We start from the raw sequence: 24,564 nt of genomic DNA on the forward strand, positions 1-24,564 counted from the left end.
CGTCCAACCGTTATCCTGGCCGCCGATAATGTTCACTTATCGGCGGCCAGGATCTTCGCGCCCAATTGAGTAGCGTTGCGTTTAATAACGTAACTTCACACGTAATTCTGCTACGATATCGTCCGTGGAGACGAGCTGTAACTTCCCGGGCTGCGAGCGCCCTGTTTTCCGAGGCGGCGGGCCCGGCAGGCCCTCGGAGTACTGCGACCTGCCCGAGCACACGCGCTGGCGGGCCTGGCGGGAACGGCAACGTCTCCAGGAGGCAGCCGAGCAGGGGGCCGAGCAGAACCTGGGGGTCGTCACCGTGACGAATCTGCCGAGGGTCTCCGGTACCGCCAAGATCAGGGCCGAAGAGCTCCTCGACCGCTTCCGGGTGCTCTCCGAACAGATGACCCAGACGCTCGGCCGGGCGGTCGGTGAGCTCAACGCGATGGCCGACCCGAGCGTCGCCGAGAACCAGATCCAGGCCGCCGAAGCCGAAGCCGCCCGTCGTGTCGCCGAGGCCCAGGCCGACCTCGCGGCCGCCGAGCGCCGCCGGCACGAGGCGGAGCAGGCCCGCAAGGCTGCCGAGGAGACGACCGAGCAGGCCGTGCGGGCGGCGGAGGAAGCCGACGAGGCCGCGGACCGGGCGTTCACCGAACGGGACGAGGCACGCTCGGACGCGCAGGCGGCGAAGGACCGGGCCGAGGCGGAGATCGTCGAGGTCAGGGTGCAGGCGGCGGCCGTGGTCGAGGAGATCAGGGCCGAGGCCGACGAGAAGGTGCGCCAGGCGGTCGAGGCCGCGGAGCAGGCGCGGGCGGACGCGGTGAAGCACGCCGAGCAGGCCCGGCGACAGGCGGCCAAGGAGATCGAGCAGGTCCGTGCCGAAGCCCAGGCGCAGGTGGACCAGGCGCAGGCCGGGGCACGGGCGGCGGTCGAGGCCGCCCGCGGGGAGGCCCAGGCGCGGGTGGACCAGGTCCAGGCGGAGGCGCAGGCTGCCGTCGAGGACGCCCAGGCCGCTTCCTCAGCTGCGGTTGAGGCCGCTGACCAGGCATGTTCCGATGCCACGGCCCAGGTGGAGCAGGCCAGGCAGGCCGCCGCGGACACCGTCAGCCGGGCCGCGATGGCCCGTGACCAGGCCGTGGTGCGGGCCGAACGCGCCGAGCAGGCGGCCGCCGACGCGCGCGGAGCTGGAACGGACGCGGGATGAGTTCGGTGAACGGCTCGCGCAGGTCCGGGCGGAAGGGCCGAGCAGGTCGCGGCGTGCGGCAGGCGCTGGCGGCGGTGGAGGACGCCCGTGCGCAGACGCTGGCCCGTGCCGAACGCGCCGAGCGTCAGCTGGACGAGGTGGCGGCGGAGCTGCGGTCGCTGCGCGCGGCCAGGTAGCGCTCACTCAGGCTGGTCGCGGCGCTGGGCCTGCAGCGTGATCAGGTTCTTGCGGGCTTCGTCCGAACCCGCCTCCGCGGCCTGCGTTCGGCCTTGTCGAGGTCACCGGACCGCCACAGGGCCAGACGAGCCTGGTCATCGCCGCGACGTCGCCGTCCTCGGCGTGCTTGCGCGACATGAGGGCGGCGAGGCTGCGTTGACCGGTCGCCGACAGCAGCTGTTCCCACTCCGGTGCCGCGACCGGGTTTCCCGCTTCGGCCGCCGCGCGGTACTTGGTCAGTGCCGCGTCGGTTTCGCCGGCTCGGCGCAGCCGCCTGGCTTCGGTGAGCAGCGCGGTGCCGACCGGGTCGACGCGTCCGGCGTTGCGGGCCAGCGCGAGCTTGCTGATCGTGCGGGTGTTGCGCTGCTCGGGCAGCGGCAGGCCCCGGCTGCGCAGCGCGGTGACGAGGTGCTCGTGCACGGCTTGCAGGGTGAGGAACTCCTCGCCGGTGGCGGTGCCGCGGTGCAGCAGGCTGGCGAACGGGATGCTGTTCCAGGCGACGAGGTCCCGGTCGTTGCTGGTGCCGGGCAGGGTCAGGTGCAGCTGCGCGTCACCGTCGAGGACCCCGTTTCGGCGGCGGCACGCACCAGCTCGGGGCCGATCTCCGCGGTGCTCTCCCGGTCCACGAGGCTCAGCACCGACCTCAGCCCGGTGATCGCCGGCGTGCGCAGCGCGGTGGCCAGGTCGTCGACGTTGTGGCGGACAGCGGCGAGGTCCAGTAGCTCCGGATCGCGGTACTTGCTCGTGCCCAGCAACACGGCGCGGGACCGGCCCGGGTCGGGGAGCCGCACTCAGTTCTCCACGTCCAGGACCGCCCACAGATGCTCCAGCGCCAGCGGAACCCCGGCGTCGACGGCGCGCCGGCACCACAGCTCGCCGGTGTCGACGTCGCCGTTCATCGCCAGCGTGAGGCCGAGCATCTCCATGGACGGGCCGTTGCCCGCCTGCGCGCCCTGCTGCCACCACCACAACGCCTGCTGCGTGTCGCCCCGGTCGTCGGCCAGCTTCCCGGCCATGAACATGCCGTGCACGTCCCCGGCCTCGGCGGCCGTCACCAGCCACCGCTCGGCCTCCTGGTGGGCACCGCACTGCCACCACTGCATCCCGACCTTGACCATGGCGAGCACGTCGCCGGCCTCCGCGGCCTGCTGGTACCACCGGTTGGCTTCCTCCTGGGCACCCCGCGCCTCCAGGAGGTGGGCGATGCGGGTCATCGCACCGGACACACCGGCCTCGGCCGCGCCGTGGTACCACTGCTCGGCTTCCTCGACATCACCGCGTTCCTCCAGCAACCGCCCCAGGAGCTCCATCGCGTACGGGGCGTCGGGCACCTGGCGGAACCACAGTTCGGCGGCATGGTCGTCGCCTGCTTCGAGCAGCAGGGTGCCCAGCAGCAGGGTCGCCTGGGGGTGGCCGCTCTCAGCGGCGACGCGGTACCAGTGCTGGGCCAGGGCGAGCTCGCCGCGGGCGTGCAACGCGGCGGCGAGGTGGTAGGCGGGTGCCGGGTAGCCGGTGGCCTCGGCGGCCACCTGGTACCAGTGCTCGCTCTCGGCGTGCTCACCCCGGTCGTGCAGCACCATGCCCAGCCGGACGAGCACAGTCGACAGCAGCGGCGGCAGGTCCGGGTCGGACCCGGCACCGGAGATGACCAGCGCCGCCTCGCGCAGCCAGTGCTCGGCCTCGGCCGGGTCGCCCTGCTGCTGGGCGATGCGGGCGAGCTCGTTCATGGCGCTGGCCTGCGACAACGCGGTCACGGCCGCGTCGGCGGCACCGCCGTACCAGGCTCGGGCACCCTCCAGGTCGCCCTGGCCCTCGATCAACGCGCCAAGGCGGAGCACGCTGAACGAGTCGCCGAGAGCGGCGCCGTGCTCGTAGCACTCGTAGGCACCGGGCAGGTCGCCGCGTTCCTCGAGCACCGCTCCCACGCCACCCCAGGCGGGCACGTGGCCGGCCTCCGCGGCGGACCGGTACCAGTGCTCGGCCTCGGCGAGCTCACCGCGCTGCTGCAGGTGGCCGCTGAGCCAGAACATCCCGGCCGGATCACCGGCTTCCGCGGCCACACGGCATTCCGCTTCGGTTTCCACGTTCCCCCGTTCGCCACGTCACATTGTTCTGCGCGCACGGTGACCACGCGAGGAATGGCATTGATTTGGCCCGTATCCTGATCGCGATGGACGAGCTCAAGGGGGACTGCGCCAACTGTTTCGGGTTGTGCTGCGTGGCGTTGCCGTTCGCCAGGTCCGCGGACTTCGCGGCGACCAAGGACGCGGGCACGCCGTGCCGGAACCTGCTGGCTGACCACCGCTGCGGGATCCACTCGAAGCTGCGCCAGTCCGGCTACTCCGGCTGCACCGTCTACGACTGCTTCGGCGCGGGTCAGCGGGTGTCGCAGACGGTGTTCGGCGGCACCGACTGGCGGGTGGCGCAACGGCAGAAGATGTTCGACGTCTTCCCCGTCGTGCGACAGCTGCACGAACTGCTCTTCTACCTCGCCGAAGCCCAGCGGCTCGACCCGCACGACGACCTGCAGGCCTCCTACGACGAGGTCGACCGGCTCGCGTCGGCCGATCCGGACACCATTCTCGCGCTGGACGTGGCGGAGATCCGCGCGAAGGTGAACGTGCTGCTGGCGCGCACGAGTGAGCGGCTGCGGTCAAGCGCGAAGTCCTACCGGGGCGCCGACCTGATCGGTGCCCGGCTGCGCAACAAGAAGCTGGTCGACGCGGACCTGCGGGGCGCGTACCTCATCGGGGCGGACCTCACGGGTGCCGATCTGAGCGGCGCCGACGTGATCGGGGCCGACCTGCGGGGTGCCGACGTGTCGGGCGCGGACCTGAGCACGTGCCTGTTCCTGACGCAGCCGCAGATCAACTCGGCGCGGGGGAACGCGAGGACGAAGCTGCCGGCGGCGCTCACCCGGCCCGCGCACTGGTCCCAGCCCGCCAAGCGCCGCTGAAAGCTCCGCCGACGAGCGGCTGACCGCGTTGGTGGAGGGGCTGAGCGAGCGGTGGCACAGCGGTCGATCAGTGTGGGAACGGGCGCGTGAGCTGGTGCTGGGAGCGCTTGAGCGGGAGCTCGGTCCGGTTCGCGCGGACTGAGGACGAAGGTGGTGACGGCCGTGTGTGCGTTGTCGGCTCGGTTGATCGATTAGTGAGAAGCTGCTCTCGAAAGCGGTCTGAAATCGTTCGGCCGCCAGGTAATGTCACGCCATGCGCGCCGTCGAGATCAGACCTGGGGTCAACATCCGGTGGGTCGAGGTTCCTGGCGCCTCGCCAGCCCGCGTCTACCTGCACGGTCTCGGTGCGTCGTCGGCGCCCTACTACGCCGAGGCCGTCGCGCACCCGCTGCTGGCCGGCCGCCGCAGCCTGATGCTCGACCTGCTCGGTTTCGGCATCAGCGACCGCCCCGCCGGGTTCGCCTACTCGCTGGAGGGTCACGCCGACGCGCTCGCGGTCGCGCTGGCGAAGATCGGCCTGCGGCGCAGTGAGATCGTCGGGCACAGCATGGGTGGCGCCGTCGCGATCGTGCTGGCCGCGCGGCACCCGGAGATGGTGCGTTCGCTCGTGCTCGTCGACCCCAACCTCGACCCGCTCGAGCCCTACCTGGGTGCGCTGGGCAGCCGGGGCATCGCCGCCTACGACGAGGCCGAGTTCCTGTCGTCCGGCTACGAGCAGGTGCTGCGCGACGCCGGGCCCGAGTGGGCGGCGACGATGCGGCTGGCCGGCCGGGAGGCGTTGTACCGCAGTGCGGTCGGGCTGGTGCGGGGCACGCACCCGACGATGCGGAAGTTGTTGCTGGAGCTGGAGGTCCCCTGCGTGCTGCTGCACCCGGCGGACAGTCCTCCCGCCGGCGTGCGGGAGCTGACGCAGGCCGGGGTGCAGCTGGTGCCGGTGCCCGACACCGGGCACAACATCATGATCGACAACGTGGACGGGTTCGCGCGGGCGGTGTCCCAGCAGCGTCTGCTGGTCTAGTTCTCGTTCAGGGCCAGGGCGTCCAGCGCGGCGGTGACGGTCACGGCGCGCAGCTCGTCGACCGGGGTGTCGGGGAACTGGATGGTGCAGTCCTGCAGGCCGCCGATGGCGAGCGTGGCACGGATCTGCTGCTCCAGCGTGGGGTCCGGCCCGAAGATCAGCGTGGCGACCTCGGCGCGCCAGCTGAGCACGGTGTCGATGAGGCCCAGTTCGGCCAGCGTGGTCATCTCGGTGAGCAGGAGCAGCACGTCGGCGCGGTGGCGGTGCTGGAAGTCGAAGAACCCCTCGAGCAGCTCCCGCGGTGCGACGCCCTCGCGCCGGGCGATGTCCCGCAGGAAGCGCTGACCGTCCGACAGCAGCGGCTCGACGATGCTGCGCACCAGCTCCTCGCGTGAGGAGAAGTGGTAGTACAGCGCGGGTTTGGTGATGCCGAGGCGGTCGGCGATCTCCTGCAGGCTGGTCTGCTGCACACCCTTGGCCGCGAAGAGCTCGCGGGCGGCGGTGAGGATGCGCTTCTTGGTGTCGGACGGGCGAGCCACCCGGCGAGCATAACTTGCTTAACGGTCGGTAAGTGACGGTGGTAGCCTGGCGCCCAATAGCTTACCGACCGTTAAGTAAGGGGGGTTGACGTGCGGGTTCTGGTTTCGGGGGCGAGCATCGCGGGTCCGGTGCTGGCGTACTGGCTCACGCGGTACGGGCACGAGGTGACGGTGGTGGAGCGGTCGCCGGTGCTGCGCAAGACCGGCGGGCACGCGGTGGACCTGTTCCAGCCGGCGATGGACATCTCCGAGCGGATGGGCGTGCTGGAGCGGGTCGAGGCGCTCAAGACCGGCACCGAGCGGTTGTCGTTCCTGCGGGAGGGCACCCGGCGGCCGATCAGCGCGGACGCCACGAAGATCTTCGCCGCGGCGTCGGACCGGCACGTCGAGGTGATGCGCGACGACCTCAGCGAGATCTACTACGACGCCACCCGCGCTGACGTGGAGTACGTGTTCGGCGACTCGATCACCTCGGTGGACGCGGCCGACGGGCAGGTGACGTTCGAGGTGGGGGCGGCGAGGCGGTTCGACGTGGTGGCCGGGGCGGACGGGTTGCACTCGAACGTGCGGCGGCTGGTGTTCGGCGAGGTCGAGAAGGTGTTCACGGGCGCGTACCTGGCGGTGTTGTCGGTGCCGCGGGATCTCGGGGTGCCGGGAGCGATGACCGGGCACGTCGGACCGGGGCGCAGCGCGGTGCTCTACGGGGCGCGGCACCTGGACGACGCGCGGGCGGTGTTCCTGTTCCGCGGTCCCGAGCCGGCCTACCACCACCGGGACGTGGTGCGGCAGAAGGAGTTGCTGCGGGAGGCGTTCACGGGCCTGCACCCGGAGGTGGACTCGTGGCTGTCGCACCTGGACGGTGGGCGGGCGTTCTACTTCGACTCGATCACGCAGCTGCGGGAGGACAGGTGGTCGCGCGGCCGGGTGGCGCTGGTGGGTGACGCGGCCTACTGCCCCGGTCCGGCGATCGGCGGGAGCACGAGCCTGGCGGTGCTGGGCGCGTACGTGCTGGCCGGTGAGCTGGCGGGCGGTGACCACGAGGCGGGGTTCGCGCGGTACGAGCGCGAGATGCGCGACATCGTGCACGCGAGCCGGGAGTTCGCGCTGGGGGTCGCGAAGACGCTGATCCCGCGGACGCGGCTGGGCGTGACGGCGTTGGTGCGCGGCATGCAGGTGGTGACGTCGTTGCCGATGGCGCTCATGCGGCCGCTGGCGAAGCTCAACTCGAAGGGCGTGCGGATGTACGACCGGGTGGTGCTGCGCGACTACGGGAGTCAGGACGCCGGGGTGACGTCCTGACTCCCCTTCACGCGTGCGTCAGAACTGCAGGCTCCACTTGTCGAGGAACCCGGTGTCCTGGGCGGCGTTGTCGTTGACCCTCAGCTGCCAGGTGCCGTTGGCGACCTCGCTGGAGGCGTTGACGGTGTAGGTGGTGTTGATGTTGTCCGTGCTGCCGCCGCTGCGGTTGTGCAGCACGTACACGGTGCCGTCCGGCGCGACCAGGTCCACCTTCAGGTCACCCTGGTAGGTGTGCTTGACGTCGACGGCGACCTTGAGCGTCGTCGGGGCGTTGCCCGTCACCTCGGACACCGTGATCGGGGAGTTGACCGTGGTGTTGTCCCTGATCTGGAAGTCCGCGGCGTTCTCGAAGTACTTGCCGGGATTGGGCGGGGTCACGCCGCAGTACTGCTGCTCCTTGCCGATCGCCTCGTACGGGCAGTCGGCGCGTTCGAGCAGCTGCAGCACGGCCTCCTTGTTGCGGGAGGTCTGCGCGGGGATGACCTCGTCGGGCGGGTAGAACCCGCCACCGCCGGCGCTGCCGGGGTACATCTCGAAGGTGTAGGCGAAGATGCCCTGCGTGCCCCACAGCCAGTCGGGGATGGACCCGTCGGTGATGTAGAGGTCGCTGGACTGCTCGGGGGTGTAGTTGTTGGTCGCGGCCATCTGCTGGCCGATGGTGGCGAACGTGTCGCGCTGGTCCTGCGTCAGACCGGGCGCGACGTCGTCGTAGGTCCAGCCCCACGGCCACAGGATGAGCTCGCTGTAGGTGTGGAAGTCGATGGCGGCGCCGATCTGCTGCTTGCCGCCGACGTTGCGGCTGCGCACGAAGTCGGCCACGACCTTGACCTCGGGCGCGGACTCCGCGCTCGGCCCGCGGTAGGTGTCGGAGCCGGTGCTGCCGCTGGAACCGCCGCAGCAGCCCCACTTGTAGGCCCAGTTGCGGTTGAGGTCGGTACCGACGTTGGCCGAGCCGGCGTTGGGCTGCCGGTTTTTGCGCCAGCTGCGGTAGCTGCCGGTGGCGATGTCGTACTCGCCGCCGTCGGGGTTGATGTCCGGGATGATCCAGATCTCGCGGGTGTCGACGAGCCCCTTGATCCGGGCGTCGGTCGCGTACTGGGAGGTGAACTGGTTGACCAGGTACAGCGCCATCTCGACGGTGAGGTGCTCGCGAGCGTGCTGGTGGTGCGTGAACAGCACCTCCGGCTCGTTCTCGTCGGCCGCGACGTTGTCACTGATCTTGAGCGCCACGATGTCGCGGTTCTCGTAGGACTTGCCGATGACCTGCTTGCTGATCAGGTTCGGGTGGGCGGCGACCGCGTTGTTGATGACCGCCGTCATCTCGGCGTAGTTGTGGTAGTTCGAGTCGGCCGGCGGGAAGTCGAACGGCCCGACCGCCGCTCCGGCCTCCATCCGCTTGGGCAGCTCGGTGACCTCGAACCCCTGGGCCCGCAGGTTCCTGGCCTCCCGCCCGGTCGCGGTGATCACGACGATCCCGTGCTCCTCGACCGAGTCGATCGCCGCACCGGACTTGGCGACCTTGGAGCGCTGCTCAGCGGTGCGCACCCCGCTGACCTGGTAGTTCGTCGACGTCTCCGCCTGGTCGGGAGCCGCGCCGGTGGGCACGCCGCCCATCGCGAAGCACACGGAGGCGGCGACGGTGACCCCGATCAGGGGTCTGAGATGGCTTTTTCGCATGCAGGGCAACCCTTTCGGACCACGGCAGGGGGACATGGCTAGGGCATTGTGTAGTCCGTGTTAAGGGGCGCTGTCATCCCGCCATCCGTATGGGGCCAGCTGGTGGAACGGGGGTGACAGTCAACTGTTCCGGGGTGCGGGAGACGGCCTGGGCGTGCTGATCACGTCGCGGTCGGCTGCGGAGTACCGCGCGTTGTTCGGCTTGCCCGCGCTGGCGGAGCTGGTCGGGGTAGCGCGGCCGGAGCCAGTAGCCGGCACCGCGGCGCCCCGCCGCGGACACGCCGGAATCGGCAACCAGGCCCCGAAGTCGGCAACCGGCCCCGAGCGGCGACCGGCCTGGAACGACGACCAGCCCCGGAACCGAGCGGCCGGGAACCCCGCGGCTCGGAACCCGCCGCGGCCGGGTGCCTCGCCGGTCAGGTGCGGGAGGCGGCCTCCTTCGCTGCCTGCTCGACGCGGTTCCAGTGCGCGGGCCAGTCCTGGCCGTCGGGCAGGTTCGACACGGCCGCGCGGAGGCCGGCGGTGCCGTCCAGGGTTTCGCGCAGGATGTCGGCGTGGCCGCAGTGGCGGTTGGTTTCGGCGATCACGTGCACGAGCAGCAGGTGCAGGGTGACGTGTTTGCGGTCTTCCGGCCACCACGGGACGACGCCGGGGGCGTCCAGGGGCAGTTCGTCGATGGAGCTGTCGGCGAAGGCGGTGGCGCGGGCGTGCAGGGCGAGGATGTGCTCGCGGGACTCGTCGGCGGTGGCGAACATGTCGGCGTTGGGTTCGCCGTTGTCGAGCCATGGCCAGGTTTCGCCGAAGGGGCGGCCCATGCAGTCGCCGAAGTAGCCCTGTTCCACGCCGGCGAGGTGTTTGACGAGGCCGAGGAGGTTGGTGCCGGTGGGAGTCAGGGGGCGGCGCACGTCGTAGTCGGAGAGGCCTTCGAGCTTCCAGAGCAGGGACTCGCGGGCGGCTTTCAGGTAGCGGTGCAGGTCGGCTTTGGGATCACTGGACATGGGCCTCACCCTGCCACGAGCGGCGGGCGATCTCCTCCAGGTTCGCGTGGTGGGCGGCCCACCAGTCGGGGGTGGCGGTGGGGAGGTTGTCGTTGCCCTGCTGCATGCCGATGCTGCCGTCGACGAGCTCGCGGACGATGTCGGCGTGGCCGGCGTGGCGGTGCAGTTCGACCGCGACCTGGACGAGGACCGAGCGCAGGGTCACCGAGCGGCGGTCGGGGTGCCACCAGGACACGTGGCCGGGGGCGTCGAGGGGCAAGGCGGTGATGGTGGCGTCGGCGAAGGTGCGGACCCCGGCGTAGAAGTCCAGGACCGACGTGCGGGTCTCGTCAGCGGAGGCGTACATGTCGGAGGCCGGGTCGGCGGCCGCGGTGGACCAGCGCGGCGGGGACGGGAAGGGGCGGTCGAAGACGCGGCCGAAGTAGTTCAGCTCGACTCCGGCGGCGTGTTTGACCAAGCCCAGCAGGTTCGTGCCGGTCGGGGTCAGCGGGCGGCGCGCGTCGTAGTCGGACAGGCCGTCGAGCTTCCACAGCAACGCCTCGCGCGCGGTGGTCAGGTGCTGGTGCAGCTGCTCCTTCTCGTCCATGCCGGCAAGCGTCTCAGACGGCACCGACAGTTTTGAGGACCAGCAGGTCGAGGTGGTCGATGACCGGTCCGTCCTCCTGCAGGGCCGCGGCGGTCAGGGCTGCGACGCCGCGGTCGTACTCCTGTCGCGACAGTGACCGCAGCACCGTGTCGGCCTCCCAGCGCAGCGTGTGCACCTTGGCGCGCAACGACTCCGCTGTCACCTGCGGCACCGGCTGCAGCCGTTCCACCGCGAAACCCAGGCCGTCGGCCACCTCCGCGACGGTCGGGAACCCGGCCAGTGCCCGCACGGCCTCGGGGAAGAACCGGAACAACCCGATGCCGGTGTGCCGGTCGCGGAACAACGACCGCAGCACGACCCGTCCGCCCGGCCGCAGCACCCGGCGCAGCTCGGCACCGGCCGCGGCCAGGTCCGGGATGTGGTGCACCACTGTGGACATCCACACCACGTCCACGGAGTCGTCGGGCAGCGGGATCGCGTCGGCGGCACCGGTCAGCACGTCGAGCCCGGACGCCGCGCGCATCGCCTCGGCCGGTTCGACCGCGACCACCCGGACGGCGGGGAACCAGTCGCGGAAGGCGCGCACGAACAGGCCGGTGCCCGCGCCGAGGTCGAGCACGGTGCGGCCGGGCAGCAGGTAGGGCGCGAGCGCCGTGCGCCACGACGACAACCCGGACAGCGGGATCTCACGGGCCACCCGGTAGGAGGCGGCCTCGACGGTGTCATAGCGGGTCATCGGACGATCAAACCGGTGCGGGGAGCGCCCGCGGTAGGGGGACGCTCCCCACTTCCCGTCTCAGAACGCGGAGAAGTACTTGGTCACGTCGGTGACGTAGAGGTCGGGCACCTCGATCGCCGGGAAGTGGCCGCCGCGGTCGTACTCGGTCCAGTGCGCCACCTCGTGCCCTGGGTCGAGCAGCGACCGGATGCCCGTATCGGCGGCGAAGGTGGCGAACCCGGTCGGCGCGGGCGCGGCTCCCCACGCCCCGGGGCCGTTCATCGACTCGTAGATGAACTCGGCCGAGGTCGCGCCGGTGCCGGTGAACCAGTAGATCGACACCGCGGTCAGCAGCGCGTCGCGGTCGACGACCTCGCACCAGGCCTGGAACTTCTCGTAGATCCACGCGAGCAGCCCGACCGGCGAGTCGGTCAGCGAGTACCCGATCGTCCACGGCTTGGTCGTCATGAGCTGCAGGTAACCCAGCCCGGTGGCGACGAAGTCGTTGAACCGCTCCGCCCGCGCGAGCTCCACCCCGGCAAGCCCGTCCACCGCGATCGGCCCCGTGAACGGGTGTGCGCTGGGCCCGTTGACGTGCATCGCCACCACGGCCGGGCTCAACCGGCTCATCGCCCCCGCGATCCCGGCACCGACGTCACCGGCCTGCACGCCGTAGCGGTCGTGGCCGAGCGTCTCCATCAGCGTCACGAACGCCGCCGCCGTGCGCGCGATGTCCCAGTCCTTCTGCAGCGGCACGGAGAACCCGAACCCCGGGATCGACGGCACGACGACGTGGTGGTCACGTGCCAGCTCGGTGATCACGGCGGCGTACTCGGCGAACGTGGAGGGCCAGCCGTGGAGGAGCACCAACGGCAGCGCGTCGGGACGTTCGCTGCGCACGTGCACGAAGTGGATCCGCTGCCCGTCGATCTCGGTGACGAACTGCGGGAACGCGTTGAGCCTCTCCTCGGCCGCGCGCCAGTCGAACCCGTCGGCCCAGTACCCGGTCAGCGCCCGCAGCTCCTGCGCCGGCACCCCGCGCCCCCGGCCGGGCGTCTGGCTCTGCGCGGGCCAGCGCACCGAGGTGAGACGTCGGTGCAGGTCAGCGAGGTCGCTCTGGGGAATCTCCACGCGGAATGTGTTCATGACTGCAACACTAGGAACCATTGCGGAAAGGTTCGTTCCTCATTCGGGAGGAGGGTGGAACTCGTGCTGGACACGTCGGCGAGGTTGCTGAAGCTGTTGTCGTTGTTGCAGTCCCCGCGGGACTGGTCGGGCCCGGAGCTGGCCGAGCGGCTGAGCGTGACGACGAGGACCGTGCGCAACGACGTGGACCGGCTGCGCACCCTCGGGTACCCGGTGCACGCGACGCCGGGTGTGGCCGGCGGCTACCGGCTGGGCGCGGGTGCGAGCCTGCCGCCGTTGCTGCTCGACGACGACGAGGCCGTGGCGATCGCGCTGAGCCTGGGCACGCAGGACTCCGAGACCGCGGGCCGGGCGCTCAAGAAGCTCGAGCAGGTGCTGCCGTCGCGGTTGCGGCACCGGGTCTCCACGCTGCAGGAGTACACCGTCGGCACCGCGAAGGAGCTGGACCCGGACGCGATGGTGGCGATCGTCAACGCCTGCCGCGCCCGTGAGCGGCTGCGGTTCGACTACGTGAAGTTCGACGGCACCGAGGACCGCCGCGAGGTCGAGCCCTACCGGCTGGTGCACGCGCGGGGCCGCTGGTACCTGGTGGCGTGGGACGTGGGCAGGCAGGACTGGCGCACGTTCCGCGCCGACCGGGTACGCCCGCGCGTGCCGACCGGGCCGCGGTTCACCGCACGTGAGCTGCCGGACCTGGAGACCTACCTGGCGAAGGGCCTGGCGACGGCGGCGTGGCGGTTCCGCACGACCGTGACGGTGCACGCGCCGGCCGAGGAGGTCGCGGCGAAGGTGCCGGCGGCGCTGGTGGAGGCGGTCGACGAGCGCACGTGCCGGATGACGGCCGGGTCGGACACACCGCAGATGCTGGCGGTGTACCTGGGGATGCTGGACGCGGACTTCGAGGTGCACGGCCCGCCGGAGCTCGTTCAGCACCTGGGAAAGACGGCTGACAGGTTCCGCAACGCGATCGATACTGCGGGGCATGGGTAAGAGCTACGAGCGCATCGAGCCGCGGCTGCGGGAGTTCATCGAGGACCAGAAGGTGTTCTTCGTGGCGACGGCGCCGCTGGCCGGTGACGGTCACGTGAACCTCTCGCCCAAGGGCCGTGAGGGCACGCTGCGGATCCTCGACGACACGACGGTCGCCTACCTCGACTTCGGGGGCAGCCACGCCGAGACGATCGCGCACCTGCGGGAGAACGGCCGGATCACGCTGATGTGGTGCGCGTTCGACGGGCCGCCCACCGTTGTGCGGGTGCACGGCCGCGGCGAGGCCGTGTACCGCGACGACCCGCGGTTCGCCGAGCTGGTGGCGGGCTTCGGCGAGGCGGACGGGCCGGGGGTGCGGGCGGTGGTCGTCGTGCGGGCGGAGCTGATCAGCGACAGCTGCGGGTTCGCGGTGCCGTTCATGGACTACCGCTGCGAACGCACGCTGCACGCGGACTACTTCGGCCGCAAGAGCGATGAGGAGTTCCGCGAGTACACGAACAAGAAGCCGACGAACAACAAGAGCATCGACGGTCTGCCCGCGGTGCCCCTGCCGCTGCCGCCCCGTTAGGACGTCAGGAACCGGTCGAGCACGCGGGCGCCGAACTCGAGGCCGTCGACGGGGACGCGTTCGTCGATGCCGTGGGCCATGGCGCGGTAGTCGTAGCCCTCGGTGGGCAGCAGCAGCGGGGAGAAGCCGTAGGAGTGGATGCCGAGCCGGCTGAACGCCTTGGCGTCGGTGCCGCCGCCCAGGCAGTAGGGCACGATCACGGCGGAGGGGTCCTCGTCGCGCAGCGCCTCGGCCATCGCGGTGAACCACGGCGTGTCGACCGGTGCCTCGACCGGCGCCTGGTGGTTGATGAGCTCCCTGGTCACGCCGGGGGCGAGCAGGGAGTCGATGGTGGCGAGGACCTCGTCGACGGTGCCGGGCAGGGTGCGCACGTCGAGCTGGGCGGTGGCGGTGCCGGGGATGACGTTGACCTTGTAGCCGGCGTTGAGCACGGTCGGCGTGGTCGAGCAGCGCACGGTGTTCTCGACGAGCTTGGCCGCGGGGCCGAGTCGGGCGATGGTGGCGTCGACGTCGTCGAGGTCGACCTCGACGCCGAGGGCCTTGCCCGCGCCGACCAGGAACGCCTCCACGGTCGGGGTGAGCACGACCGGGTGCTGGTGGGCGGCGATGCGGGCGAGTGTGGTGACCAGGGCGGTGACGGGGTTGTCGGGGTTGCGCCGCGAGCCGTGCCCGGCGCGTCCGGTGGCGGTGAGCTTCATGTGGGAGGTGCCGCGCTCGGCGGTGCCGATCGGGTAGAGGCGCACGCCGTCGACGTCGTAGGAGAACGCGCCGGACTCGCTGATCGCGGCCTGCACCCCGGCGAAGTGGCGGGCGTGGTGCTCGACGAGCCAGTGCGCCCCGCACGCGCCCAGGTCCTCCTCGTCGGCGACGAACGCGAGCACGACGTCGCGGCGCGGCCGGCGGCCCTCGGTGTGCCAGCGGTGCACCACCGCGAGCGTCATGGCGGCCATGTCCTTCATGTCCACGGCGCCGCGGCCGTGGACGAACCCGTCGCGGATCTCGCCGCCGAACGGGTCGAAGCTCCACTCGGCGGGATCGGCGGGCACGACGTCGAGGTGGGCCTGGACCAGGACCGCGGGCAGGGTGGGGTCGGTGCCGGGGATGCGGGCCAGGACGTTGGTGCGCCGTGGCGCGGGTTCGAGCAACGTCGGCTGCACGCCGCTGTCGCTGAGCACGGTCGCGACGTGCTCGGCGGCCTCGCGTTCGCCCGCGGAGTCGCCGCCGCCGCGGTTGGTGGTGTCGAACCGGATGAGCTGCGCGCACAGCTGCGCCACGTCCAGCGTCATGCGGCCACCGTAACCGCTCGCGTCTGGTGAGATCGTCACCGCACCCACGACCCGGGAGATCGGGCTGCACCTGGACGGCGCGCCGGGAGGGCTGGCGCGGACCCCGGCGCTGCCCGCTGACCTGGTCCGCAGGCTCAGCCGTAGATGCCCTCGATCGCCCCGGCCGCCACGTGGGTGACGATCTTGAACGCCTTCATCGCCTCGGTCATCGACACCGCGTCGAACCCGACGCGGCGCACCCCGACGAGCTCCACCGTCGGCACCACCGCCGCGGCGTCGGCCAGGTGCGTGGCGTCGAACTCCACCTCGATCCGATGCGGCCCCACGACACCCTCACCGCGTCCGGCGCGTGACATCGCCGCGGACGCCGCCTCTGTGATGTGTGAGAAAGCCACCGCGGGCGGCAGGCACACCGCGGCATAGCGCGACACGCACTCCTTCACGGCCACCATCCGCGCGTCCGGGGCGTAGGCGCGGGCGTCCACGCAGGTCTGGTCGTCACCGGTCACCATCAGCACCGGAACCCCGTGCTCGGCGGCCAGCGCGGCGTTCAGCAGGCCTTCGGAGGCGAGCTCGCCGTCGAGCCACACGCCGGTGACCGAGTTCTCCAGGTACGTGTGGGCGAGCACGCCCGTCGCGCCCGCCGCGGCGTGGTAGCCGAGGAAGACCACACCGTCCACTCCGGAGTCGACGCCCTGCATCATCGACAACGGCTTGTGCCGGCCGGTGAGCAGCCGCGCGCCTGGGTGAAGGTCTTCGAGCAGCAGGTTTCGCTGCGAGGAGTGGGCCTCGTTGACGAGCACGTCGGTCGCCCCGCCCGCGACCAGGCCTTCGACGCAGGCGTTGACGTCGCCGGTGAACAGCCGCCGGAACCGCTGCCACGCTTCGGTGCCCACAACGACGTCACCGGTCCAGGTGACGCCGGTGGCGCCTTCCATGTCTGCCGAGATCATGATCCGCACATCTCGGTACGGTAGCGGCGGGCTGCTGGGGAGAGGGGTATTCACGTGCGGGTGAAGTTGTGCGCGTTGGTCGCGGCGGCAGCTGTTCTGGGGGCCGGGACACCGGTCGCGACAGCGCAGCAACCGACGATCCTCAAGGTCGCGATCGTCCAGCAGATCGACTCGATGAACCCGTTCCTGGCGGTGTTCCAGTCGAGCACCGAGATCAACCGGCTGATGTACGACTACCTGACCGCCTACGCCGCGCAGGACCAGCAGGTCACCGAAGGCCTCGCGAACAGGTGGGAGACCTCGGCCGACAAGCTCACGTGGACCTTCACGGTGCCCGAGGGCAAGAAGTGGAGCGACGGGCAGCCGATCACGGCGCACGACGTCGCGTTCACCTACACCCTGATGATGACCGACGAGGTCGCCCGGACCGCGAACGGCAGCTTCGTGGCGAACTTCGAGTCGGTCACCGCGACCGACGACCGGACCGTGGTGATCAAGACCAAGGCGCCCCAGGTGACGATGCTGGCGCTGGACATCCCGATCGTGCCCAGACACGTGTGGGAGAAGATCCCCAGCATCAAGGACCACCCCAACGACCAGGCGCCCGTGGTCGGCAGCGGCCCGTTCGTGCTGACCGAGCACGTGGCGGGGCAGTTCATCAAGCTCAAGGCCAACAAGGACTACTGGCGGGGCGCGCCGAAGTACGACGAGCTGCACTTCGTGTACTTCCAGAACTCCGACGCGGCGGTGCAGGCGCTGGGCAAGGGCGAGGTCGACCTGGTCAACCGGATGGCGCCCGCGCAGTTCGACTCGCTGGAGGGCAAGGCGGGCGTGACGCGGAACAAGGCGCAGGGCCGCCGGTTCACCGAGCTGCTGATCAACCCCGGCGCGGCCACCCGCACGGGTGAGCCGATCGGCGACGGCAACCCGGCGCTGAAGGACGTGCGGGTGCGCCGGGCGATCGCGCAGGCCATCGACATGGACGCGCTGGTGGCGCGGGTGAACCTCGGCTACGCCGAACCCGGTGGCGGGCTGGTGCCGCCGGTGTTCACGAAGTGGCACTGGCAGCCCGGTGAACAGGAGAAGCGCCGGTTCGACCCGGCGGCGGCGAACGCGGCACTGGACGCGGCGGGCGTCACGCGCAAGGCGGACGGCACCCGGTTGTCGTTGCGGCTGACCGGCCGGGCCGGACGCGCCTACGACGAGCAGGCCTCCGAGTACCTGAAGCGGTCACTGGGCGAGGTCGGGATCGCGCTGGACGTGCGGCTGGTGTCGGACAACCAGCTCAACGAGGCGACCACGGCGGCGACCTACGACCTGGCGTTCTCCGGGTGGTCGACGAACGTGGACCCGGACTTCATCCTGAGCCTGCACACCTGCTCGCAGCGGCCGGGTGCGGACGGCAAGGGCGGCACGACCGACGCCTACTTCTGCGACGAGACCTACGACCGGCTCTACGCCCAGCAGCTCTCGGAGTTCGACGAGGGCAAGCGGGTGGAGCTGGTGAAGCAGATGCAGGCGCGGTTCTACGACCAGGTGCCCGCGGTGGTGCTGGCGTATGACAACGCGCTGGAGGCCTACCGGTCCGACCACTTCGCGCGGTTCACGACGCAGCCGGCGCAGGGTGGCGTGATCATGGCGCAGCACGGTGTGTGGGGCTACTACGGTGCCGAGCCCGCCGACGCGCGTGCGTCGGCGGCGGGGCTGAGCACGACTGCTCTCGTGGTCGGCGGCGTGGTGCTGCTGGGTCTTGTGGTGGTGGTGTTCGTCGTGGTGAGCAGGCGGCGGGCGACGATCGGGGAGCGCGAGTAGGTGCGTCTTCTCGGTCGTGTCGGAGGTGCCGCGCTGAGCCTGCTCATGGTGGCGGTGCTGGGTTTCTTCCTGTTCCGGGTGGTGCCGGGTGACCCGGTGGTGTCGATGACGCGCGGGCGGCCGACGACAGCGGCGATGCAGGCCGAGCTGCGGGCGCAGTTCGGCCTGGACCGTCCCCTGCTCGAACAGTTCTGGACGTACTTCACGGGGTTGCTGCAGGGCGATCTCGGGATGTCGTACACGTTCCGCCGGCCGGTGGCCGAGGTGATCCTGGAGCGGCTGGGTCCGACGCTGCTGCTGGTGGGCACGGGGACGTTGATCGCGGTGCTGGCGGGGCTGTGGCTGGGGATCCGGGCGGCGTGGCGGCGCGACACGGCGTTCGACCGGGTGACGACCGGGGTGTCGCTGACGTTGTGGGCGGTGCCGACGTTCTGGCTCGGCATGCTGCTGATGATGGTGACCGGCGACCTGTTCCCCTCCCGGGGCATGCGCGACACCGACACGGCACCGGACTTCTTCTCGCAGGCGCTCGATGTCGGCCACCACCTGGTGCTGCCGTCGATCACGCTGGTCGCGGTGGTGGCGGCGGAGTACATGCTGGTGATGCGGTCGTCGTTGCTGGAGGAGATGCACGCCCCGTACCTGACGACGGCGCGGGCGAAGGGGCTGCGCGACGACCTGGTGCGCCGCCGCCACGCGGTGCCCAACGCGGTGCTGCCGGCGATCACGCTGGTGTTCCTGCGGTTCGGCCTGGTGGTGGGCGGGGCGATCACAACCGAGACGGTGTTCTCCTGGCCGGGGCTGGGGTTGTTGTTCTACGACGCGCTGACCGGGCCGGACTACTTCCTGCTGCAGGGGCTGCTGGTGGTGACCGCGGGGGCGGTCGTGGTGATGAACCTGCTCGCGGACCTGCTGCACGGGGTCCTGGATCCACGGGTGAAGGTCGCATGAGGGCGTTTCTCACGCAGCGGGCCGGGATGGCGGGCGCGGTGGTGCTGGTCGTGGCCGGGGTGGTCGCACTGGTGGCGCCGTGGCTGGTGCCCGCCGACGCGCTGGACGTGACGCGGGTGGGCGCGGCGGCGTGGGAGCCGCCGGGCGCGCAGCACTGGCTGGGCACCGACCACACCGGGCGCAGTGTGGCGCTGCTGGTGGTCTCGGGTGCGGGGACGTCGTTGTTCGTCGGGCTGACGGCGGCGGTGCTGTCGGTGGGCATCGGCACGCTGGTGGGGATCACGAGCGGGCACTTCGGCGGGCTGGCGGCGGGGGCGTTGCTGCGGGTGACGGACTTCTTCCTGGTGCTACCCGCGCTGGTGCTGGCGATCGCGTTGTCGACGGTGCTGCCACGAGGGCTGGGCACGATCGTGCTGGCGATCGGGCTGACGAGCTGGCCGTCGACGGCGCGGATGGTGCGGGCGCAGACGCTGACGATCGAGGCGCGGCCGTTCGTGGAACGGGCACGGGCCCTGGGCGGCGGGCACCTGCACGTGATCGGCCGGCACGTGGTGCCGTCGGTGGTGCCGTTGGTGCTGGTGAACGCCACGCTGGCGGTGGCGTCGTCGATCGTGGCGGAGTCGACGCTCGCGTTCCTCGGCCTCGGGGACCCGACGCGGATCTCGTGGGGCGCGATGCTGCACCAGGCACAGCTGCACGGGGCGGTGCCGCAGCAGGCGTGGTGGTTCCTGCTGCCGCCGGGGGTGGCGATCGTGGTGGTGGTGCTGGCGTTCACGCTGGTGGGGCGCGCGCTTGAAGCTGTTGTGACGCCGAAGAGGTGAACCCGGTGCTGGAACTGAGGAACCTGACCGTCCACTACGGACCCAAGCGGGTGGTGCACGACGTGGGCCTGGCGCTCGACGCCGGGCAGACGCTGGGGCTCGCGGGTGAGTCGGGGTCGGGCAAGTCGACGGTGGCGATGTCGGTGCTGCGGCTGCTGCCCAAGACCGCGACAGTCCAAGGGGAGGTGCTGCTCGACGGTGAGGACGTCACCGCCATGTCGTGGGGGCGGCTGCGGGCGGTGCGGTGGGCGTCGGCGTCGGTGGTGTTCCAGGGGGCGATGCACTCGCTGAACCCGGTGCGCCGGGTGGGGGAGCAGATCGCCGAGCCGATGCGCCTGCACTCCACCCCCGGCAGCGTCCGCGACCTGCTCGAACAAGTGGAGCTGCCGGCGGCGAAAGCGCGGGCGTATCCGCACGAGCTCTCGGGCGGGCAGAAGCAGCGGGTGATGATCGCGATGGCGCTGGCGTGCTCGCCGCGGCTGGTGATCGCCGACGAACCCACGACCGCGCTCGACGTGGTGGTGCAGGCGCAGGTGCTGGCGTTGGTGAAGCGCCTGGTCGCCGAGCAGGGCCTGGGGCTGCTGATGATCAGCCACGACCTGTCGGTGCTCGCCGAGACGTGCGAGGACCTGGCGGTGATGTACCGGGGTGAGATCGTCGAACGCGGCCCGACCCGTGCGGTGATCGCCAACCCGCAGCACCCGCACACCGCCGCTCTCACGGCCGCGTTCCCCGTCATCGGCGACCCCGCGCACCGCTGGACCGAGCCTGCCGAGTGCACGCGGGGAGCTTCCGTGCACCAGGAGAGCACGCGGGGTCCCCGCGTGCCTCCGGCGGAGCCGCTGTTGCGGGTGCGGGATCTGCGGGTCGACTACGGCAGGACCCGCGCGGTCGACGGGGTCGACCTGGAGATCGGGCACGGGGAGATCGTGGCGCTGGTCGGGCAGTCCGGCTCCGGCAAGACGACACTGGCTCGCACCATCATGGGGTTGCGGGCGCCGTCCTCCGGCCAGGTGATCTTCGACGGGGCGGAGGTGCCGCGGACAGGCCGGGCGCTCAAGGCGTTCCGCCGGCAGGTGCAGCTGGTGCTGCAAGATCCGGCCAGCGCCCTCAACCCGCGGCACACGGTCTTCACCGCGGTCGTGGAGGGGCTGCGCGTGCACGGCCTGACCGGCGACGAGGAAGCCCAGGTCAGCGCCGCTGTGGAACGGGCGGAGCTGCGGCCGGCGAACCTGTACCTGGAGGCGCTGCCGCACGAGCTGTCCGGCGGCCAGCAGCAACGGGTGGTGATCGCCGGCGCACTGGTGCTGCAACCCCGCCTGCTGGTCGCCGACGAACCCGTCGCCTCCCTCGACGCCTCGGTGCGCGGGGAGATCGTGGCGCTGCTGCTGCGGCTGCGCCGCGAGCTGGGCCTTGCATCATTGATCATCACGCACGACCTCGGGCTGGCGTGGCAGATCGCCGACCGGGTCGCGGTGATGCATCAGGGCACGATCGTGGAACAAGGTCCGGTGGAACAAGTGCTGCTCACCCCCTCACACGACTACACCCGCGCACTGGTGCGCGCGGTGCCGCAGGTCTGACGTGATCCCGATCGAGCACGCCCGGCTGCGGGCCGCGCTCACCCCGGCCGAGATCGGCAGGGGCGGCGTGGACGGCTGGGTGCAGGTCGACGACGTGCCGATGCTGGCGTGGCGGGCGTGGCAGGACCTGGGCCGCCCGCCGGGAGTGCTGGGGCGAGCTGGCCGAGGCGAGCGAACCGGAGCACGTGCTGGCGCTGTGCCGGGTGCTGACCGGCAGCGGTTCCTGATCGAGGTCCGCCGGCACGGGGCCACGGCGCTGGCCCACGTGGCCCGGCGGCACGGTGTGGTGTCGCGGGAGTGCCTGGAGGTTTTGCGCCGCTATCCGGACGACGTGGCCGAGGACGACCTGTGGACGTTCATCGCCCACCGCCGGCTGCCGGCGTGGTTGTGGTGGCGGCGGATCACGGCCCGGCCGCGGCGGGCAGGGCGGCGAGGTCCGCGCGCAGGGCGTTCTCGGTTACCAGGTTGCGTTGCCCGACCGCCCGGCGCAGCGCGTCCTCGAAGTGCGTGCGGGCCCCGGCGAGGTCACCCGCGGCCAGGGCGATGCGGCCGCGTTCACGGGCGATGTCACAGCGCATCTGGTCAGGCCCGTACCAGCCGCCGGGCACCAGCGCCCACGCCCGGTCGCACTCCGCCATCGCGGTGGTGTGGTCACCGCCGAGCCGCGCCAGCTCTGCCAGCCCGAGGTGCCCACCGGCCTGCACGTTCGTCGCCCCGGCCCGCCTGGCCTGGGCCAGCCCCAGCTCGAAGTCCGCACGCGCACCGGCACGGTCACCGGCCACCAACCGGGCGTGCGCCCGGCTGATCACAGCCTCCGCGGTGTCCTCGGCCGCACCGAGCTCGGCCAGCAGGCCACGGCCGCGGTCGAAGCAGCGCAACGCGTCATCGGTGTCGCCCAGCGACAACGCGATCTCCCCGAGCTGGTTGTGGGCCAGCGCCGCACCCCACCGGTCACCCAGCTGTCCGAACCACCGCGCCCCGTCGGCGAGCATCCGCCGCGCCTTGTCGTGGTCACCACCGTGCCAGGCGACCAGGCCGTCACCGACCAACGCCAGCGCACGGCTCCACGGGTCGTCCCCGAGCAGGTTGTTGCGCCGGTGCCACACCTGCGAGTCGTCCTCCGGCGCCCCCAGCGCCATGCCCCACATCAACGTCATGATCGGGTAGCGTGGCGGGTCCCGCAGCTCGTCGAGCAACGCATCGGCCTGCCGGATCCTGGCGGTCTGGTCCCCGGTCGCCACCGGCCACGCCAGCAGCAGGCACAGCGCGTACTCCTGCTCCCGGCCCGGCGGCGCGGTCTCCCCGCAGGCCCGCAGCACGGCCTCGGCCCGTGTCGCGGCCTCGGTGCGCAGACCCCGGCACCAGTAGTAGGTCGCCAGCGCCGCGACGAGCTCCAGCGCGAGACCCACGTCGCCGGTGGTGGCCCAGGTGACGGCGGCGGTGAGGTTGTCGTGGTCGTCGGTGAGCCGGGCCAGCCACTCGATCTGGTCGTGCCCGCGCAGGTGCGGCTCGGCGAGCTGCGCACGGGTCAGGAACCAGCGGGCGTGATCAGCTCGCAGGTCCGGTGCGTGGGAGGCGCAGAACGCCCGGATGGTGTCGAGCATCCGGTAGCGGTCACCGACGACCTCGACCAGTGACTTGTCCACCAGCGAGGTCAGGGTGTCCACATCGGACCCGGTGACCGCGGTGACGCCGTCGAGACCGGCACCACCGCTGAACACGGTGAACCGGGCGGCGAGGTCGCGTTCGGCGTCGGTGAGCAGGTCCCAGCTCCACTCCACCACGGCGTGCAGGGTGCGGTGCCGGGGCGCGGCGGTGCGGCTGCCCTTGGACAGCAACCGGAACCGGTCGTCCAGACGCGTCGCGATCTCGCTGACCGGCAACGACCGCACGCGGGCGGCGGCGAGCTCGATCGCCAGCGCGATCCCGTCCAGACCCCGGCAGATCTGCGTGACCACCCCGGGGTCGGCGGTGAACCCGGGACGCACCGCCCGGGCCCGGTCCAGGAACAACCGGGCCGCGGCCTCGTCGTCCAACGCGGCCACCGGACTCAGCGTCTCCCCGGTGATACCCAGCGGTTCGCGGCTCGTGGCCAGCACCCGCACCTGCGGGCAGTGGCTCAGCACCGCACCCAGCACCCGCGCGGCCTCGTCGACGACGTGCTCGCAGTTGTCCACCACCAGCAGCACCGACCGGGTCCGCAACGCACCGAGCAACCGGTCCTCGACGCTGACCGGCGCCGACAACAACCCGGCCTCCCGCAGCCCGGCCCCGTCGAGCACCGCCCGCGCCACGTCGGTGGTGGCGGACAGGTCGACGAACGCGACCTCACCCGGCTCCCGCGCCGCCGTCTCCACCGCCAGCCGCGTCTTGCCGGTGCCACCGGGCCCGATCAACGTCACCAGCCGGTTCTCACCCAGCCACTTCACCACCCGCCGCAGGTCCTCGTCGCGGCCCACGAAACTCGTCAGCTGCGCGGGAACACCGCGGTGCGGCGCCTGCGCCCGCAGCACCTCCAGGTGCGCGGCCGCCAGGTCGGGGGAGGGATCCACCCCCAGCTCACCGGCCAGCAACTCCCGCCCCTGCGCGTACACGTCCAAGGCCTCGGACTGCCGGCCGTCGCGGTGCAGCGCCCGCACCAGCGCCGCCCGCACGTCCTCCCGCAACGGGTGCACCCCGAGCAGCCCCCGCAGATCCGCCGTCGTACCACCCGCGACCACACAGGAGATCCGCAGCTCCTCCAGCCGCGCCCGCGCGTCGTCGGCGAACGGCGCCTCCACGTCCGCCAACGCCCGGCCACGCCACAACGCCAGCGCCTGCGCCCCACGCCCGGCCGTCAGCAGCTCCGCACACAGGTGCACGTCGACGTCGACCGGATCCGCCACCAGCCGGTACCCGGCGGCGTGATGTTCGACCACCAGCCCCGGCACCGTCCTGCGCAACCGCGACACCTGCGACTGCACCGCATGCGCCGCCCCCGCCGGCCGGTCCGGGTACAAGCCGCCGATCAGCTGGTCGTGCCCCACGATCCGCCCAGCGTCCAACGCCAGCATCGCCAGCAACGCGCGCTGCCGGGGCGCGGCCACCTCCCGCCCACCGACCAGCACCGGACCCAGCACCCCGAACTCCACAACACCGATTCTTCCCGACCCGCCACACCCACAGGACCAGAACGCGCATTGCGCCGTTCAGGCCGACTGTCGAGGCACTCCGGTGATGCCGCGTATCCGGCCGCTCACGTGCGGTCTCCTTCCGTTC

General features: G+C 71.5%; 23 protein-coding genes. 11 read left to right on the top strand and 12 right to left on the bottom strand.

Features of this window, described 5'->3' with window-relative positions:
- Positions 1 to 124: 124 nt before the first annotated feature.
- Positions 125 to 1,189, top strand: coding sequence for a hypothetical protein (locus BBK82_RS36650; RefSeq protein WP_154697718.1), 1,065 nt, complete (start codon positions 125 to 127; stop codon positions 1,187 to 1,189).
- Positions 1,186 to 1,365 (top strand): hypothetical protein, encoded by a 180-nt coding sequence (locus BBK82_RS50990; protein ID WP_154697719.1) that lies wholly within the window; start codon positions 1,186 to 1,188, stop codon positions 1,363 to 1,365. The genes BBK82_RS36650 and BBK82_RS50990 overlap by 4 nt, the downstream gene beginning before the upstream one ends.
- A gap of 7 nt (positions 1,366 to 1,372) precedes the next feature.
- On the opposite strand, the gene BBK82_RS36655 is transcribed toward BBK82_RS50990, so the two are convergent.
- The 3 genes from BBK82_RS36655 to BBK82_RS36665 all read right to left on the bottom strand — a co-directional run bounded on the left by BBK82_RS36655 (position 1,373) and on the right by BBK82_RS36665 (position 3,465).
- Complete coding sequence (locus BBK82_RS36655) at positions 1,373 to 1,825, bottom strand: hypothetical protein (protein WP_065919046.1); 453 nt, start codon at positions 1,823 to 1,825, stop codon at positions 1,373 to 1,375.
- A gap of 113 nt (positions 1,826 to 1,938) precedes the next feature.
- On the bottom strand, positions 1,939 to 2,196 hold the full coding sequence (locus BBK82_RS36660) for a hypothetical protein (RefSeq protein ID WP_065919047.1): 258 nt from the start codon (positions 2,194 to 2,196) through the stop codon (positions 1,939 to 1,941).
- Positions 2,197 to 3,465, bottom strand: coding sequence for a tetratricopeptide repeat protein (locus BBK82_RS36665; protein ID WP_065919048.1), 1,269 nt, complete (start codon positions 3,463 to 3,465; stop codon positions 2,197 to 2,199). It lies immediately after the preceding gene.
- Positions 3,466 to 3,575: 110 nt separating this feature from the next.
- Here BBK82_RS36665 and BBK82_RS36670 point away from each other — a divergent pair, with 110 nt between their 5' ends.
- Positions 3,576 to 4,361 (top strand): pentapeptide repeat-containing protein, encoded by a 786-nt coding sequence (locus BBK82_RS36670; protein WP_065919049.1) that lies wholly within the window; start codon positions 3,576 to 3,578, stop codon positions 4,359 to 4,361.
- Positions 4,362 to 4,614: 253 nt separating this feature from the next.
- The gene (locus BBK82_RS36675; protein ID WP_065919050.1) at positions 4,615 to 5,379 is read left to right on the top strand and encodes an alpha/beta fold hydrolase; all 765 of its coding nucleotides are present in this window, start codon (positions 4,615 to 4,617) and stop codon (positions 5,377 to 5,379) included.
- Here BBK82_RS36675 and BBK82_RS36680 read toward each other — a convergent pair.
- Positions 5,376 to 5,918 carry a TetR/AcrR family transcriptional regulator gene (locus BBK82_RS36680; protein ID WP_065919051.1) on the bottom strand — a complete coding sequence of 181 codons (543 nt, stop codon included), beginning with the start codon at positions 5,916 to 5,918 and terminating at the stop codon, positions 5,376 to 5,378. The two genes, BBK82_RS36675 and BBK82_RS36680, sit on opposite strands and share 4 nt — an antisense overlap.
- Positions 5,919 to 6,008: 90 nt before the next feature.
- Here BBK82_RS36680 and BBK82_RS36685 point away from each other — a divergent pair, with 90 nt between their 5' ends.
- Positions 6,009 to 7,217, top strand: coding sequence for an FAD-dependent monooxygenase (locus BBK82_RS36685; protein WP_065919052.1), 1,209 nt, complete (start codon positions 6,009 to 6,011; stop codon positions 7,215 to 7,217).
- Positions 7,218 to 7,235: 18 nt separating this feature from the next.
- Here BBK82_RS36685 and BBK82_RS36690 read toward each other — a convergent pair whose 3' ends face one another.
- The 5 genes from BBK82_RS36690 to BBK82_RS36710 form a co-directional block, all read right to left on the bottom strand.
- A complete protein-coding gene (locus BBK82_RS36690; protein WP_065919053.1) occupies positions 7,236 to 8,894 on the bottom strand; it encodes a M14 family metallopeptidase in 1,659 nt (552 codons plus the stop codon).
- 416 nt (positions 8,895 to 9,310) lie between these two features.
- Positions 9,311 to 9,892: a DinB family protein gene (locus BBK82_RS36695; RefSeq protein ID WP_065919054.1), complete on the bottom strand. Its 582-nt coding sequence runs from the start codon at positions 9,890 to 9,892 to the stop codon at positions 9,311 to 9,313.
- Positions 9,882 to 10,478 (bottom strand): DinB family protein, encoded by a 597-nt coding sequence (locus BBK82_RS36700; RefSeq protein ID WP_065921644.1) that lies wholly within the window; start codon positions 10,476 to 10,478, stop codon positions 9,882 to 9,884. Before BBK82_RS36700 ends, BBK82_RS36695 begins: the two co-directional genes overlap by 11 nt.
- A 13-nt stretch (positions 10,479 to 10,491) precedes the next feature.
- A complete protein-coding gene (locus tag BBK82_RS36705; RefSeq protein ID WP_065919055.1) occupies positions 10,492 to 11,214 on the bottom strand; it encodes a class I SAM-dependent methyltransferase in 723 nt (240 codons plus the stop codon).
- Between the two features lie 60 nt (positions 11,215 to 11,274).
- Positions 11,275 to 12,342, bottom strand: coding sequence for an epoxide hydrolase family protein (locus BBK82_RS36710; protein ID WP_083268392.1), 1,068 nt, complete (start codon positions 12,340 to 12,342; stop codon positions 11,275 to 11,277).
- A gap of 63 nt (positions 12,343 to 12,405) precedes the next feature.
- Here BBK82_RS36710 and BBK82_RS36715 point away from each other — a divergent pair, with 63 nt between their 5' ends.
- Together BBK82_RS36715 and BBK82_RS36720 are read left to right on the top strand one after the other, a co-directional pair.
- Positions 12,406 to 13,332, top strand: a complete 927-nt coding sequence (locus tag BBK82_RS36715; protein WP_065921645.1) for a helix-turn-helix transcriptional regulator — start codon at positions 12,406 to 12,408, stop codon at positions 13,330 to 13,332.
- Complete coding sequence (locus BBK82_RS36720; protein ID WP_065919057.1) at positions 13,325 to 13,900, top strand: pyridoxamine 5'-phosphate oxidase family protein; 576 nt, start codon at positions 13,325 to 13,327, stop codon at positions 13,898 to 13,900. Before BBK82_RS36715 ends, BBK82_RS36720 begins: the two co-directional genes overlap by 8 nt.
- Here BBK82_RS36720 and BBK82_RS36725 read toward each other — a convergent pair.
- Both BBK82_RS36725 and BBK82_RS36730 read right to left on the bottom strand, forming a co-directional pair.
- Positions 13,897 to 15,186 (bottom strand): M20/M25/M40 family metallo-hydrolase, encoded by a 1,290-nt coding sequence (locus BBK82_RS36725; protein ID WP_065921646.1) that lies wholly within the window; start codon positions 15,184 to 15,186, stop codon positions 13,897 to 13,899. The genes BBK82_RS36720 and BBK82_RS36725 overlap by 4 nt on opposite strands.
- A 134-nt stretch (positions 15,187 to 15,320) precedes the next feature.
- Positions 15,321 to 16,148 carry a M55 family metallopeptidase gene (locus BBK82_RS36730; protein WP_154697720.1) on the bottom strand — a complete coding sequence of 276 codons (828 nt, stop codon included), beginning with the start codon at positions 16,146 to 16,148 and terminating at the stop codon, positions 15,321 to 15,323.
- A gap of 45 nt (positions 16,149 to 16,193) precedes the next feature.
- Between BBK82_RS36730 and BBK82_RS36735 the strand changes: the two genes are divergently transcribed.
- The 4 genes from BBK82_RS36735 to nikE are packed head-to-tail and all read left to right on the top strand — an operon-like array spanning position 16,194 to position 21,306.
- Positions 16,194 to 17,951, top strand: coding sequence for an ABC transporter substrate-binding protein (locus BBK82_RS36735; protein ID WP_237047763.1), 1,758 nt, complete (start codon positions 16,194 to 16,196; stop codon positions 17,949 to 17,951).
- Between the two features lie 45 nt (positions 17,952 to 17,996).
- Entirely contained in the window at positions 17,997 to 18,902 is a 906-nt protein-coding gene (locus tag BBK82_RS36740) for an ABC transporter permease (protein WP_065921648.1), read from the top strand.
- On the top strand, positions 18,899 to 19,723 hold the full coding sequence (locus tag BBK82_RS36745) for an ABC transporter permease (protein WP_065919059.1): 825 nt from the start codon (positions 18,899 to 18,901) through the stop codon (positions 19,721 to 19,723). Before BBK82_RS36740 ends, BBK82_RS36745 begins: the two co-directional genes overlap by 4 nt.
- Positions 19,720 to 21,306 (top strand): nickel ABC transporter ATP-binding protein NikE, encoded by a 1,587-nt coding sequence (nikE, locus tag BBK82_RS36750; protein ID WP_065919060.1) that lies wholly within the window; start codon positions 19,720 to 19,722, stop codon positions 21,304 to 21,306. The genes BBK82_RS36745 and nikE overlap by 4 nt, the downstream gene beginning before the upstream one ends.
- 401 nt (positions 21,307 to 21,707) lie before the next feature.
- Here the strand turns inward: nikE and BBK82_RS36755 are convergent, their stop codons facing one another.
- A complete protein-coding gene (locus BBK82_RS36755; RefSeq protein WP_065919061.1) occupies positions 21,708 to 24,437 on the bottom strand; it encodes an AfsR/SARP family transcriptional regulator in 2,730 nt (909 codons plus the stop codon).
- Positions 24,438 to 24,564 lie beyond the last annotated feature (127 nt).

This window comes from Lentzea guizhouensis, assembly GCF_001701025.1.
Classification (GTDB): Bacteria; Actinomycetota; Actinomycetes; order Mycobacteriales; family Pseudonocardiaceae; genus Lentzea; species Lentzea guizhouensis.

Bases quoted from the DNA above. Each gene is read 5' to 3' on its own strand.
- BBK82_RS50990 (WP_154697719.1), top strand. From the start codon at position 1,186: ATGAGTTCGGTGAACGGCTCGCGCAGGTCCGGGCGGAAGGGCCGAGCA.
- BBK82_RS36670 (WP_065919049.1), top strand. From the start codon at position 3,576: ATGGACGAGCTCAAGGGGGACTGCGCCAACTGTTTCGGGTTGTGCTGC.
- BBK82_RS36675 (WP_065919050.1), top strand. From the start codon at position 4,615: ATGCGCGCCGTCGAGATCAGACCTGGGGTCAACATCCGGTGGGTCGAG.
- BBK82_RS36690 (WP_065919053.1), bottom strand. From the start codon at position 8,894: ATGCGAAAAAGCCATCTCAGACCCCTGATCGGGGTCACCGTCGCCGCC.
- BBK82_RS36695 (WP_065919054.1), bottom strand. From the start codon at position 9,892: ATGTCCAGTGATCCCAAAGCCGACCTGCACCGCTACCTGAAAGCCGCC.
- BBK82_RS36700 (WP_065921644.1), bottom strand. From the start codon at position 10,478: ATGGACGAGAAGGAGCAGCTGCACCAGCACCTGACCACCGCGCGCGAG.
- BBK82_RS36705 (WP_065919055.1), bottom strand. From the start codon at position 11,214: ATGACCCGCTATGACACCGTCGAGGCCGCCTCCTACCGGGTGGCCCGT.
- BBK82_RS36710 (WP_083268392.1), bottom strand. From the start codon at position 12,342: ATGAACACATTCCGCGTGGAGATTCCCCAGAGCGACCTCGCTGACCTG.
- BBK82_RS36720 (WP_065919057.1), top strand. From the start codon at position 13,325: ATGGGTAAGAGCTACGAGCGCATCGAGCCGCGGCTGCGGGAGTTCATC.
- BBK82_RS36725 (WP_065921646.1), bottom strand. From the start codon at position 15,186: ATGACGCTGGACGTGGCGCAGCTGTGCGCGCAGCTCATCCGGTTCGAC.
- BBK82_RS36740 (WP_065921648.1), top strand. From the start codon at position 17,997: ATGGTGGCGGTGCTGGGTTTCTTCCTGTTCCGGGTGGTGCCGGGTGAC.
- BBK82_RS36745 (WP_065919059.1), top strand. From the start codon at position 18,899: ATGAGGGCGTTTCTCACGCAGCGGGCCGGGATGGCGGGCGCGGTGGTG.